This is a genomic window from Shewanella sp. GutCb, from assembly GCF_002836135.1.
Taxonomy (GTDB): domain Bacteria; phylum Pseudomonadota; class Gammaproteobacteria; order Enterobacterales; family Shewanellaceae; genus Shewanella.
The window spans coordinates 41,542-55,574 of sequence record NZ_PJBL01000008.1; the positions used below are offsets into that span (position 1 = coordinate 41,542).

Genomic DNA, 14,033 nt, shown 5'->3' on the forward strand with positions numbered 1-14,033 from the left:
GACATATAACATGGCACAGCAGTATTCACACATCGTTTTAGGGTTGGGTGCAACAGGGTTATCTGTTGTGCGCTACTTGTGTGAGCAGGGGATAACGCCCTTGGTTATGGACAGTCGAATGAATCCTCCTGGGGCTGACAAGCTGGCTGCTGCCTATCCTAGCGTAGAGTTGATTGCTGGCGGATTTGATTGCCGTTATTTAGTTCAGGCTTCCCAGATAGTGATAAGCCCTGGTATTTCGGTTGAAACGCCAGAGGTTCGTGCTGCATTTGATATGGGTATTGAGGTTATTGGTGATATTGAGCTATTTGCTAGAGCGTTAGCAAATAGCCCTGCTAGTGTCATTGCTATCACAGGTTCAAATGGTAAATCGACAGTTACCACCTTAGTGGGTGAGATGGCAGCAGCTGCCGGACGGTCATACGCGATGGGCGGTAATATCGGTATTCCAGTATTGGATTTACTACTCGAGCCAAAAGAGCTATACGTGCTTGAACTGTCGAGTTTTCAGCTTGAAACAACCCATAGTCTTAATTGTATCGCGGCGACTTGTTTGAACATTAGTGCAGACCATATGGATCGCTATAGTGATCTAGAGTCTTATCGACAAGCTAAGTTGAATCTGTATGACCAAAGCAAGAGTGTGTTATTTAACCGAGAAGATCAGCTCACCTTGCCGAACAGCCCAATGAATCAAAACAGTTTTGGGTTAGATGCTCCTGAAGTGGATGCTTGGGGAGTCGTCGAGGGACAAATAGTGCATGGCAGTAGCCAGATAATGGCCATTAGCGATGTAGCCTTAGTCGGCAGTCATAACCATGCCAATCTCATCGCAGCAATGGCTTTGGCGACCGCGGCGGGTATTGAACGTCAATACCTTGTTGAAGTCGCCCAGCAATTTAATGGACTCACACATCGTTGTGAAGTGGTTGCTGATATTGCTGGCGTCACCTACGTTAATGACTCTAAAGCCACTAATGTCGGAGCCACGGTGGCAGCTATTGACGGTTTAAGTGAACATTTAGGTGAATTAATTCTTATCGCTGGCGGTGATGGTAAAGGCGCTGATTTTTCAGCGCTTGCAACGGCATTGGGAAAAGTGAGTACTTTAATTACTCTTGGGCAAGATGGTGGCAAAATTGCGGCTTTAAAAGAGGGCGCATTGGCCGTAAATACGATGGCCGAAGCGGTCGCTTTGGCGAATGAAGTGTCGACAGCGGGTGATATAGTGATCCTGTCACCGGCATGTGCGAGCTTAGATATGTACCCTAATTTTATGGTGCGTGGTGATGATTTCCGTGCTGAAGTTGGCAAGTTAAATGCCTAGCGATGAAAAGCAGTTAAGTCTGTTTAGTCACCGTTTCAAATGGTCGCTATCAAGCTTATTTACTGATAGAACTGCGCCAGGAATGCAGTTGTATGACCGCGCATTACTGTTTGCAATATTATCATTGATTTGCTTTGGGTTTGTGATGGTGATGTCGGCTTCGATGCCTGAAGCGCAGAGTTTAACGGGCAATCCATTTCACTTTGTTTGGCGCCACAGCGCCTATTTAGTGGGGTGCATGGTGATTGCTGGCGTTGTCCTACAAGTAGAGATGCGGCATTGGCAAAACTTTAGCCCGTTTCTACTGCTGATTGTTGGCATCATGCTAGTTGCAGTGCTCTTTGTTGGCACCACGGTAAACGGCGCAACTCGATGGTTATCTATCGGTCCTATTCGGATACAGGTTGCTGAGATCGCCAAGTTTGTTTTTGCAATATATATGGCGGGCTACTTGGTTAGACGTCACCAAGAAATTAGAGAAAATGCTAAAGGGTTTTATAAACCGATAGCCGTATTTGCCGTGTATGCATTTCTTATTTTGATGCAGCCAGATCTCGGCACCGTGGTGGTGTTGTTTGTGGGCACTGTAGGGTTGTTGTTTTTAGCGGGGGCACGTTTACTGGACTTTTTCGCGTTGATTTTAACCGGCGTGTTAGCGTTCGTAGCGTTGGTGGCATTAGAACCTTACCGTATGCGCCGAGTCACCTCTTTTTTAGACCCTTGGCAAGATCCATTTGGCAGCGGCTATCAGTTAACACAGTCACTAATGGCCTACGGCCGAGGTGACTGGTTTGGTCAGGGACTAGGAAACAGTATTCAGAAACTTGAGTATTTACCAGAGGCTCATACCGATTTTATCTTTGCCGTTATCGGTGAAGAGTTAGGATTTGTTGGCATTATAGTGGTGCTTTCGGTACTGCTATTTGTGGCTTTGAGAGCAATAAAGTTAGGCAACATGTGCCTTGCGCTTGAGCGAGCATTTGATGGTTACCTTGCCTACGGTATAGGCATCTGGATCTGCTTCCAAACTGTGGTGAATGTCGGTGCGAGCATCGGTATGTTACCGACCAAAGGATTAACTTTGCCGTTTATCAGTTATGGCGGTAGTAGTTTATGGGTCATGACTGCAGCGGCAATGATGTTGATACGAATTGACTACGAAAGAAGATTAAGCGTGACCCAAGCCGTAGAAGGGCGAGGTCCAAAATAATGAGTAAATTAATGACTGACCAAGCATCAGATAAGCGCATTTTAATTATGGCAGGTGGCACTGGCGGCCATGTCTTTCCGGCGCTCGCGGTGGCTAAATATCTCAGCCAGCAAGGCTGGAAGGTGCGTTGGTTAGGCACGGCAGATAGAATGGAAGCAAGATTAGTCCCTCAACATGGTTTTGATATTGATTTTATTGATATCAAAGGTGTTAGAGGTAACGGCTTACTGCGTAAGTTAGCAGCGCCTTTTAAGGTGTTGCGTTCGGTTATGCAGGCTCGCTCAGTGATAAAGGACTTTAAGCCTGATGTGGTGATGGGTATGGGCGGCTTTGCCAGTGGTCCAGGTGGTGTTGCTGCCAAGCTATCTGGCATTCCTTTGGTATTGCATGAGCAAAATGCGATTCCTGGAATGACCAATAAGTTGTTATCCAAGGTGGCAAATGAAGTGTTATGTGCATTTCCTGACACCTTTACCGATGTCACCGCTGAAACCGTGGGTAATCCTATCCGTAAAGAGCTAATCGCTCTTGGCGGCAATAGGGATACTGCATGCGAAGAAGATGCACTTAAAGTCTTAGTGGTTGGCGGTAGCCTAGGTGCAAAAATATTTAATGATGTGATGCCAAGTGTCCTTGAGGGAGTGAGTAAAACCCACTCTATGACAGTATGGCATCAAGTAGGACGCAATAATTTGGCGTCGGTGAAAAGTGAATATCAGCATTTAGGACAAGATGGCAGCGTTAAAGTGGCTGAGTTTATTGACGATATGGAATCAGCATATCGTTGGGCTGATGTTGTCGTTTGTCGCTCTGGTGCACTGACAGTTTCAGAATTAGCGGCTGTTGGACTACCCAGTTTGCTCGTCCCTTACCCGCACGCGGTGGACGATCACCAAACTAAGAATGCCCAAGTATTAGTTGAGGCTGGAGCGGCGTTTTTGCTACCTCAGCCAGTGGTTGATAGCAGTAAATTGATCACCAAGCTGTCGATGCTGGCCTCAGATAGAAAAGAGTTATGCAAGATGGGCGAGCGCGCCCGAGATGTGGCAGTACTCGATGCAACAAAAAGAGTCGCCGACGTCTGTATTAAATTAGCGGAAAAGGGTTGAGATGAGTAACAAAGCAGAGAAGTATTCGCAGCTAAGAACCATGATCCCTGAAATGCGTAGGGTCAAGCATATCTATTTTGTTGGAATAGGTGGTGCGGGTATGGGTGGCATAGCGGAAGTGCTTGTTAACGAAGGATACAAGTTAAGTGGCTCGGACATTGCTGAAAATGCGGTCACACAGCGGCTAACACAGTTAGGTGTAGTTATTCATATTGGCCACGATGCCAGTCAAGTTAAAGATGTGGACGTTGTGGTGGTTTCAACCGCAATTAGTGCAGATAACCCAGAACTCATTGCTGCCAAAGAATTGCGCATACCGGTAGTACAGCGTGCTGAAATGCTTGCTGAGTTGATGCGTTATCGTCACGGCGTTGCGGTAGCTGGAACCCATGGTAAAACGACTACCACCAGTTTAATCGCCAGTGTATACGCTGAGGCTGATCGCGATCCAACTTTTGTCATCGGTGGCTTGTTGAATAGTGCGGGCACTAATGCTCGTCTAGGTCATAGTCGTTATTTAATCGCTGAAGCTGATGAAAGCGATGCGAGCTTTTTACACCTGCAACCTATGGTCAGCGTAGTGACCAACATTGAAGCCGACCATATGGATACCTATGGCGGCGATATTGAGAAGTTAAAGACGACATTTGTCGACTTCATTCATAACCTTCCCTTTTATGGTGTCGCGGTTGTTTGTATCGATGACCCTATCGTACGTGAGTTATTGCCACGCTTTAGCAGAAAAATAGTCACTTATGGTTTTAGTGAAGAGGCTGATGTACAAGCCACTGACTTCTCGCAAACTGGTTATAGCAGCCAATTTACCGTTAAGCGTAATGGCGTTGAAGATCTGCAATTGTCTGTCAACCTGCCGGGTGAGCACAATGTGCTCAATGCATTAGCGGCAATTGCGGTAGCAAGTGAAGATGACATTGAAGACGAAGCAATCATTAAAGCATTGGCTGAGTTCCAAGGGATTGGCCGCCGTTTCCAGCAAGTTGGAGATTTTGAAACCCGTAAAGGTGAGATCAAACTGGTTGATGATTATGGTCATCATCCTAGTGAGGTAGCAGCCACTATTAAAGCGGCTAGACAGGGATGGCCTGAACGAAGATTGGTGATGATCTATCAGCCGCACCGTTACAGCCGCACTCGCGATCTTTACGAAGACTTTGTTGAAGTACTGTCTCAAGTTGATTGCTTGTTATTGCTTGATGTTTATGCCGCTGGCGAAGCGCCTATACCGGGAGCGGATAGTCGGGCATTATGTCGCTCTATCCGCGTTCGTGGTCAGCTCGAACCTGTTTTTGTTGCCAGTGCCGAGCAGCTGCAAACCGTGTTGCCGGAACTACTTCAACACGGTGATCTCCTTCTCACTCAAGGGGCGGGTAACATTGGCTTGTTATCGCGAAATTTGGCACAGTCAAATTTGGGCTTTGACTCAAAACATGCTGAAGATAAAAATGGGTAACTTAGAAAGATATTCAGTGAGTTACGCTGTAAATTTTGACGATCGGAATAAGGTCTATATAATGGCCGGTTTTCTGTCTTCGCGACTTCAAAAGAGGGCGTGAAGATGTCTTGGAGCGATAAAGGCCAACGTGTTCGGATTTTGCTGTTAAAAGCGGACTGGTATTTATGCTTTGGGTTAGTGTTTTTATTGTGTGTTTTAATCGGGCTTTCAGCTGCGGCCTTTAAGCTCAATGCGGTATTGAATGATGCTGATGCGTTGCCGATAGAAGCTGTTGCGATTAAAGGCGAGCGACGTTATACCGCAGATGAAGAGATTCAAGTGGCGCTACAAGATTTAATGCAAAGAAGTTTTTTCTCTGCAGACATAAATGCAGTGCAACAAGCATTGGAAGATCTGCCATGGGTTTATCGAGCATCGGTTAGGCGAGAGTGGCCAGCAAAGTTAAAAGTGTATTTAGTCGAACAGACACCGGTTGCTCAATGGAACGGCGATGCTTGGCTCAATACCTATGGTGATGTATTTGACGCGCCAGTGAAGGAGGGAATACCTAATTTACCGTCGCTTACCGGACCAGAGAATCAAGGTAAATCAGTGTTAACAACCTACCAGCAGCTGGGAGAGTTGTTAACCATAAATGGATTTGTTTTGCAGAGTTTGAGCTTAAGTGCAAGGCATGCATGGCATGCAGAATTAAACAACGGAATCAAGCTTGAGCTTGGCCGTGAAGATAGTATGGCAAGGATACAACGATTTATTCATGTCTACCCCAAGCTTGCAGCGCAAGATAAAAAAGTAGGGGTGGTGGATTTGCGCTACGACACTGGATTGGCCGTAGATTGGGATGATGCACAAACAGAGAGCCGTTAATTAATGACTAAGAATCTAGATAGAAATCTGATCGTTGCTTTGGACATAGGGACTTCGAAAGTTGCTGTGATCATTGGCGAAGTATTGCCTGATGGCGAGATCAGTATTGTCGGCCTAGGCAACCATCCGTCGCGCGGCATGGATAAAGGCGGTGTAAACGATCTCGATTCTATTGTACGCAGTGTGCAACGAGCACTTGATCAAGCGGAATTAATGGCAGATTGCCAAGTCTCTTCTGTTTACCTGAGCATTTCAGGCAAGCATATCGAATGCCAGAACGAAAATGGCATGGTATCGATTAACGATGAAGAAGTGACACAAGAAGATGTCGATAACGTTATTCATACGGCACGCTCAGTAAAGATCCCGACGGAAAGACGTATATTGCACGTGTTACCGCAAGAATATGCTATTGATGTCCAAGATGGAATTAAGAGCCCTATAGGCATGTCAGGCATGCGTATGGAAGCCAAAGTGCATATCGTTACGTGTGCGAATGATATGGCAAAGAATATTACTAAGAGCGTTGAACGTTGCGGACTAAAAGTCGATGACTTAGTGTTTTCTGCCATCGCTTCAGCAGACTCAGTGTTGACTGACGACGAAAAAGATTTGGGTGTTTGTTTGGTTGATATCGGTGGTGGTACCACAGATATAGCGGTTTATACCAATGGAGCATTGCGTCATTGCGCAGTGGTACCAGTAGCGGGTAATCAAGTGACTAACGACATCGCCAAAATTTTTAGAACGCCATTATCGCATGCAGAGCAGATCAAAGTGCAACATGCGAGTGCGCGTAGCTCTATGGTCAGTCGCGAAGACAGTATCGAAGTCCCTTCAGTGGGTGGACGGCCATCACGTAGTATGTCGCGCCATACACTTGCTGAAGTGGTTGAGCCAAGATACCAAGAACTATTTGAATTGATTTTAAAGCAATTGCGAGATTGTGGACTTGAAGATCAAGTTGCAGCGGGCATCGTGCTCACTGGCGGAACCGCTTCGATAGAAGGGGCGGTTGATATTGCGGAAGCAACATTTGGTATGCCAGTTCGAATGGCACAACCGTTGCCAGTAAAAGGATTATATGAATATGTGGATCAGCCTATTTACTCTACTGGAGTCGGGTTGCTTCATTATGGAGCGCGCAGAGTAATTGAACGTCAGTTCGAGCGTCCTGAGCGACAAGGGGTAACCAGTCTTTGGAATCGGGTCCAAAGTTGGTTTAAAGGCGAATTTTAATTTAGCAACGCAGGCAAACGGAGAAAACACCATGTTTGAGATCATGGATAGTCATACAGATGAAGCGGTGATTAAGGTCATCGGTGTTGGTGGCGGTGGCGGTAATGCTATCGAGCATATGGTTAAGCACAATATTGAAGGTGTTGAATTTGTAGCGACTAATACGGATGCGCAAGCATTACGTAAGTCATCTGCAGGCACCACTATTCAGCTAGGCCGCGATGTGACTAAGGGGCTAGGCGCTGGCGCTAACCCTGAAATAGGTCGTTTAGCAGCTGAAGAAGACAGAGAAAGTATTCGTAATGCAATTAAGGGATCTGACATGATCTTTATTGCAGCGGGTATGGGTGGTGGTACGGGTACAGGTGCTGCGCCAGTGGTTGCTGAGGTCGCTCGTGAAGAGGGGATCTTAACGGTAGCCGTTGTCACCAAACCTTTCCCATTTGAAGGGAAAAAGCGTATGACCTACGCTGAACAGGGTATTGAGCAACTAGCTAAGAATGTGGACTCGTTGATTACTATTCCAAACGAGAAACTACTTAAAGTACTGGGTCGTGGCACCTCTTTACTTGATGCTTTTGCAGCGGCTAACAATGTACTGCTGGGCGCTGTTCAAGGTATTGCTGAGTTAATTACTCGTCCAGGTCTGATTAACGTCGATTTCGCCGATGTGAAAACGGTTATGTCAGAAATGGGTAACGCCATGATGGGTACAGGCGTTGCAAGTGGTGAAGATCGTGCAGAAGAAGCTGCTGAAGCTGCAGTCGCAAGCCCATTACTAGAAGATATCGATCTAGCGGGTGCACGTGGCGTACTGGTTAATATCACGGCTGGTATGGATATGAGCATTGAAGAGTTTGAAACCGTGGGTAACCATGTAAAAGCTTATGCTTCAGATAATGCCACTGTTGTCGTGGGTGCAGTTATTGATCCTGAAATGTCAGATGAATTACGTGTAACGGTTGTCGCTACAGGTATCGGTGCTGAGAAAAAGGCGGATATCCAGTTAGTCACTAAGCCTGTTTCACGCCCAGAGCCTATTGTGCCAGTGGAAACATTTGCTGCAGAAGATCCTATTTCGGCTACGTTATCGCACGGTAATACCGCGGCAGTAACTCAGCCAGCTGTCGCTCCAGTAGCAGAGAAAAAGAACGACCTTGATTACTTAGACATTCCTGCATTTTTGCGTAAGCAAGCAGATTAAAATCTATGTTAATAGCATGTTAAGTAATGTGAGGTAATACTAATGTATTGTCTTAAAGCGGGCTCATTTTTGGTGAACTCGCTAAGATATGCTAAGATATGCGTCCAGCAACGCCATACACGGTTAATTAGTGTGCAGGGTGTGCTTTTTTGTTGAGCGAATAAACGGGTAAACACATGATTTTTCAAAGAACAGTCAAAGAAATAGTTAAAACTACTGGTGTTGGATTGCATTCCGGCAACAAGGTGACTTTGATCGTTAAACCCGCACCAGTCAATACCGGCATTATTCTTGTTCGTACGGATCTGTCGCCTGCAGTTGAAATTCCAGCTGTAGCCGATCAAGTTCGTGAAACAACAATGTGTACTGCATTGGTAAATGACGATGGTGTTCGTATATCGACTATTGAGCATCTTTTTGCGGCACTTGCCGGCTTGGGTATTGATAACGCTATCATTGAAGTTGATGCGCCTGAAATCCCCATTATGGATGGCAGCGCGAGTCCTTTTGTATTCCTGCTGCAATCGGTAGGTATTCAAGAACAAGCCGCGGCTAAGAAATACATCAAGATCACCAAACCAATTCGTGTTGAAGATGGTGATAAGTGGGCTGAGCTAAAACCGTTTAAAGGTTTTAGAGTTGATTTCGAAATTGATTTTGATCATCCAGAAATAGCCCGCAGTCAACAACACATGGTAATGGATTTTTCATCATCTGCTTTCATTAAAGATATCAGTCGAGCGAGAACCTTCGGTTTTATGCGAGACATTGAATATTTAAGGGCTAATAATCTAGCGCTTGGTGGCAGTATGGAAAATGCTGTTGTACTTGACGAATATCGAGTTCTCAACCCCGATGGCCTGCGTTATGAGGATGAGTTCGTTAAGCACAAAATTCTTGATGCATTTGGTGACCTGTATGTGGCGGGTCACGCTATAGTTGGCGAGTTCTGTGCATACAAGACAGGACATGCCTTAAACAACCAGTTAGTGCGTGCAATGCTTGCCCAGCAAGACGCCTGGGAAATCGTTAGTTTCGAAAAAGAAGCTGACGCCCCAGTAAGCTTCTCAGTACCTTCGGGTGCCGTGTTCGCTTAATTATGAATTAAGATTGCCTTGGACGGCTGGCTAATGCAGCCAGCCGTTTTAGTTTTACCGCCAGAGTGCCTTCGGCATGTTCAGCTAACGCTTCAATGTGAGCCGCCGCATTTTCACTTATGTGGTTGTGAGCTAGTTTGGGTTTTGTTGCATACATTAACAAGCTTGGGTTGACTTTGACCTCGATAGCGGTAAGCATGGGTAGCGTTTCGGCTTGCAGCATTTGCAGTATCTTGGGTTTTTGGAAGTTAATTCTTGCAGCCCAAGCAGCCGTCGTTGTTTCAATCACCAAGATACCTTGGCGTAGATTGGCAACTTTTAGCTGCTCTATCACTGGGCCAGTTAGCACTTTTTTTACGTAGTGATCTAAGTGTAATAGCAGTTCTGCTTTTTCAGCTAAGTTGGGCATGTTCCCTTGCTGATGCAGTAATTGACTGAGATCTTGTGGGGGCTTTTTCATATGATAATAAAATGGCTTAATTAGGCTATGAGTGTAACAGTTTTTATTCAAGGTCGAAACGGTGCCACACGCTGGCAACCGGGAAAGCGTTGGTTGCTTCTACCTATCTTGCTCATTGCAGCAGGTACAGGTCTTTATCAACACAATGCCAAACAGCTTATACAGCAACAGACTAATACTGATAATGAACGCTTAGCTCGTGAAGGGCAAAAAAGCGAGTTGAACTCTTTAAAGAGTGCAACTGAAACTCAATTGTCGATGTTAGTCACCCACGTTGCGCGTATGCAAGCTAAGCTCAGTCGTTTAGAAGCGTTGGGTCAGCAGGTTGCTTTAAACAATCAATTAGAAGATCAATTTGATTTCTCTTCAGAAGTCGGTGTTGGTGGTATCAGTGAATTAGGTACTAACATCGAACTCGATCAGCTCATTGCCGATATGGATGCGCTGGTATCACGAATGGATAATAATAATGTTCAGCTCTCACTACTTGAAACGGTAGCATCTAATCACCATATAGATAGAGAACGTTTTATATCTGGGCGACCAATTGAAAAAGGGTGGTTATCCTCGTCCTATGGTTTACGAAATGATCCTTTTAACGGTAAACGAACGATGCATAAAGGCATCGACTTTGCTGGAGAAGAGGGCGTCGATGTAATAGCTACTGCAGGTGGAGTTGTTATGTGGGCGGACAAAATGTTTGGTTATGGTGAGCTCGTTGAAATTGATCATGGTAATGGTCTACGAACTCGTTATGGTCACAATAAAGCTTTGTCAGTAACTGTAGGTGACGTGGTCGCGAAGGGCGATAAAATCGCTGTTATGGGAAGTACTGGGCGCTCAACCGGGCCTCATGTGCACTATGAAGTGTTACGCGGTGGACAGCAGATCGATCCGCAAAAATATGTCTACCGCAAGGCAGGTTAATCTAAATTAGGCTTTCAGGCTCTTAAAGGGACTTGGCCAACAACATAGAAGTGGTTCAGATGTTTGGTAAATTACTGACAAAAGTATTTGGTAGTCGCAACGATCGTACACTTAAAGTTTTCGGAAAAGTCGTTAATAAAATTAATGGTTTTGAGGAAGAGTACGCGCAGTTATCCGATGAAGATTTAAAAGCAAAAACAACCCTTTTTCGTGAACGACTCAATGCAGGTGAAACATTAGATTCTGTTTTACCTGAAGCGTTCGCTACTGTCCGTGAAGCATCAAAGCGTGTATTCGAAATGCGTCATTTCGATGTGCAGATGATTGGTGGCATGATCCTAGACAGTAACCGTATTGCAGAGATGCGTACCGGTGAAGGTAAAACGTTAACAGCAACCTTGCCAGCATACCTCAATGGTTTAACGGGCAAAGGTGTTCACGTCATTACCGTGAACGATTATCTAGCTGGACGTGATGCCGACAATAACCGTCCTCTTTTTGAGTTTCTTGGTTTAACTGTTGGTATTAATGTAGCGGGTCTTGGTCAGGTAGAGAAGAAAGCTGCCTACGACGCTGACATTACCTACGGAACCAATAACGAGTTCGGCTTTGATTATCTTCGTGACAACATGGCTTTCTCGCCAGCAGAGCGAGTGCAGCGTCCCTTGCATTACGCCCTTATCGATGAAGTCGATTCAATCCTAATCGATGAAGCGCGTACACCGCTTATTATTTCCGGTGCAGCTGAAGATAGCTCAGAGCTTTACACCAAGATTAACACCCTTATTCCAAACCTCATTCAGCAAGAAAAAGAAGACACTGAAGATGAGATTGGTGAAGGCGATTACTCCATTGATGAAAAAGCCAAACAAGTTCATATGACAGAACGCGGCCAAGAAAAGGTCGAAGTCTTGTTGACTGAGCGTGGCATGTTAGCTGAAGGCGACTCATTATATTCTGCCGCTAACATCTCGTTACTGCACCATGTGACTGCAGCGCTACGTGCTCATACCTTATTTGAAAAAGATGTTGATTACATTGTTCAAGACAATGAAGTCATTATTGTTGATGAACATACTGGCCGTACTATGCCAGGTCGTCGTTGGTCTGAAGGTTTACATCAAGCAGTAGAAGCTAAAGAGGGTGTTCATATTCAAAATGAAAACCAAACTTTAGCATCAATTACTTTCCAGAACTTCTTCCGTCAATATAAAAAGCTTGCCGGTATGACGGGCACAGCCGATACAGAAGCATTCGAATTCCAACATATTTATGGACTCGATACTGTAGTCGTCCCAACTAACCGCCCTATGGTACGTATTGATAATCCAGATTTGGTTTACCTTACAGCTGATGAAAAGTATGCCGCTATTGTTAAAGACATCATTGGTTGCCGTGAGCGTGGGCAACCAGTGTTGGTAGGTACGGTATCAATTGAGCAATCAGAATTACTGCACAGTTTATTGAAGAAGCAAAAGATCCCACATGAGATCTTGAACGCTAAGTTCCATGAACGTGAAGCTGACATTGTGGCTCAAGCTGGTCGTCTTGGCGCTGTAACCGTTGCGACTAACATGGCCGGTCGTGGTACCGATATCGTGTTAGGCGGTAACTGGAATATGGAAATTGACGCCATTGCGAATCCGACTAGCGAGCAGAGAGTTACCATCAAAGCAGATTGGCAAATTCGTCATGATGAAGTTGTTGATGCCGGTGGTTTACATATTCTAGGGACAGAACGTCACGAATCTCGCCGTATCGATAATCAGCTACGTGGCCGTTCTGGTCGTCAAGGTGATGCAGGTTCATCTCGTTTCTATCTATCTATGGAAGATAGCTTGATGCGTATCTTTGCTTCTGACCGTGTTTCTTCAATGATGAAGAAGCTGGGTATGGAAGAAGGTGAGGCCATTGAGCACCCATGGGTATCTCGTGCTATTGAAAACGCACAGCGTAAAGTAGAAGCCCGTAACTTTGATATTCGTAAGCAATTGCTAGAGTTTGATGATGTTGCTAATGATCAACGTCAGGTTGTCTATGCTCAGCGTAATGAGCTAATGGATGCTGAAAGCATTAAAGACACTATTACCAATATTCAAACTGACGTCATTCAAGAGTTAATGGATCAATACATTCCGCCTCAATCAGTAGAAGAGTTATGGGATGTACCAGGTTTAGAGCAACGCTTGCAGCAAGAGTATTCAATGAGCTTGCCTGTTCAAGAGTGGTTAGATAAAGAAGATGAACTGCATGAAGAGACATTACGCGAACGTATTGTTGAAACATGGATTAACGCATACAAAGCAAAAGAAGAGATGGTCGGTGAGTCAGTACTGCGTCAATTTGAAAAAGCAGTCATGTTACAAACCTTAGATGGACTATGGAAAGAACACCTTTCTGCCATGGATCATCTACGTCAAGGTATCCACTTGCGCGGATACGCACAAAAGAATCCTAAGCAAGAGTATAAGCGTGAGTCATTTGAATTATTCCAGCAAATGCTCGAATCACTTAAACACGACGTGATCAGTGTCTTGTCTAAAGTACAGGTACAAGCGCAGTCCGATGTTGAAGAGATGGAAGAGCGTCGTCGTCAAGAAGATGCAAAGATCCGTCGTGACTATCAGCACGCAGAAGCTGAAGCTTTAGTCGGTGGAGAAGAAAGTGCAGCACTAGTGGCTACACAGCCGCAAGTGCGTGACGGTGAGAAAGTGGGCCGAAATGATCCTTGCCCTTGTGGTTCTGGTAAGAAGTACAAACAGTGCCACGGTAAATTGAGCTAAAAGCACTCGCTTCATGAAATAATTAAAAGGGTGACTGAGAAGTCACCCTTTTTTGTTGTCATTTTTTAAGGTTTTATGAGTGTCATTACCGCAATGTGCTCGTATTCGCTAAAGGCATGACAATATAGTGTTTGTATTGCGATTGAATGTGGCAGATAGACACAAATATACTTAAATAGCATATTTATCAATGTAGCACTTGAGCTTAGATCCAAATTAAATCCACGGTGTTGTATGTAAAACAAACGCTTAAGTAAAGATCTGTGGATAACTCTGAGGGTAAGTAGTGGCTAAAGTGTGGTTAAGTAAAAACATTGAAGAAAGGACGTTTTTTCT

Annotated in this window: 11 protein-coding genes; 10 read left to right on the forward strand and 1 reads right to left on the reverse strand. The window is 45.0% G+C overall.

The features are described 5' to 3' along the window. Window positions 1-10 precede the first annotated feature (10 nt). The 8 genes from murD to lpxC all read left to right on the forward strand — a co-directional run bounded on the left by murD (window position 11) and on the right by lpxC (window position 9,527). Window positions 11-1,327, forward strand: coding sequence for a UDP-N-acetylmuramoyl-L-alanine--D-glutamate ligase (murD, locus tag CXF86_RS06220; RefSeq protein WP_102038615.1), 1,317 nt, complete (start codon window positions 11-13; stop codon window positions 1,325-1,327). After that, a complete protein-coding gene (ftsW, locus tag CXF86_RS06225; RefSeq protein ID WP_101089380.1) occupies window positions 1,320-2,537 on the forward strand; it encodes a cell division protein FtsW in 1,218 nt (405 codons plus the stop codon). Before murD ends, ftsW begins: the two co-directional genes overlap by 8 nt. A gap of 11 nt (window positions 2,538-2,548) precedes the next feature. Continuing rightward, window positions 2,549-3,646 carry an undecaprenyldiphospho-muramoylpentapeptide beta-N-acetylglucosaminyltransferase gene (gene murG / locus CXF86_RS06230; RefSeq protein WP_101089381.1) on the forward strand — a complete coding sequence of 366 codons (1,098 nt, stop codon included), beginning with the start codon at window positions 2,549-2,551 and terminating at the stop codon, window positions 3,644-3,646. Window position 3,647: 1 nt separating this feature from the next. Beyond that, entirely contained in the window at window positions 3,648-5,117 is a 1,470-nt protein-coding gene (gene murC / locus CXF86_RS06235) for a UDP-N-acetylmuramate--L-alanine ligase (RefSeq protein WP_101089382.1), read from the forward strand. Window positions 5,118-5,222: 105 nt separating this feature from the next. Further along, on the forward strand, window positions 5,223-5,987 hold the full coding sequence (locus tag CXF86_RS06240) for a cell division protein FtsQ/DivIB (RefSeq protein WP_102038616.1): 765 nt from the start codon (window positions 5,223-5,225) through the stop codon (window positions 5,985-5,987). Between the two features lie 3 nt (window positions 5,988-5,990). Next, complete coding sequence (ftsA, locus tag CXF86_RS06245; RefSeq protein WP_101089384.1) at window positions 5,991-7,226, forward strand: cell division protein FtsA; 1,236 nt, start codon at window positions 5,991-5,993, stop codon at window positions 7,224-7,226. Between the two features lie 31 nt (window positions 7,227-7,257). Next, the gene (gene ftsZ, locus CXF86_RS06250; RefSeq protein ID WP_101089385.1) at window positions 7,258-8,430 is read left to right on the forward strand and encodes a cell division protein FtsZ; all 1,173 of its coding nucleotides are present in this window, start codon (window positions 7,258-7,260) and stop codon (window positions 8,428-8,430) included. A 176-nt stretch (window positions 8,431-8,606) separates the two neighbouring features. Further along, the gene (gene lpxC, locus CXF86_RS06255) at window positions 8,607-9,527 is read left to right on the forward strand and encodes a UDP-3-O-acyl-N-acetylglucosamine deacetylase (protein ID WP_101089386.1); all 921 of its coding nucleotides are present in this window, start codon (window positions 8,607-8,609) and stop codon (window positions 9,525-9,527) included. Between the two features lie 7 nt (window positions 9,528-9,534). On the opposite strand, the gene CXF86_RS06260 is transcribed toward lpxC, so the two are convergent. Continuing rightward, window positions 9,535-9,987 carry a DUF721 domain-containing protein gene (locus tag CXF86_RS06260; protein WP_101089387.1) on the reverse strand — a complete coding sequence of 151 codons (453 nt, stop codon included), beginning with the start codon at window positions 9,985-9,987 and terminating at the stop codon, window positions 9,535-9,537. Window positions 9,988-10,014: 27 nt separating this feature from the next. Here CXF86_RS06260 and CXF86_RS06265 point away from each other — a divergent pair, with 27 nt between their 5' ends. Both CXF86_RS06265 and secA read left to right on the forward strand, forming a co-directional pair. Beyond that, window positions 10,015-10,914 carry a M23 family metallopeptidase gene (locus CXF86_RS06265; protein ID WP_101089388.1) on the forward strand — a complete coding sequence of 300 codons (900 nt, stop codon included), beginning with the start codon at window positions 10,015-10,017 and terminating at the stop codon, window positions 10,912-10,914. A gap of 59 nt (window positions 10,915-10,973) precedes the next feature. Continuing rightward, window positions 10,974-13,697, forward strand: coding sequence for a preprotein translocase subunit SecA (gene secA / locus CXF86_RS06270; protein ID WP_101089389.1), 2,724 nt, complete (start codon window positions 10,974-10,976; stop codon window positions 13,695-13,697). The last annotated feature ends 336 nt before the right edge of the window (window positions 13,698-14,033 follow it).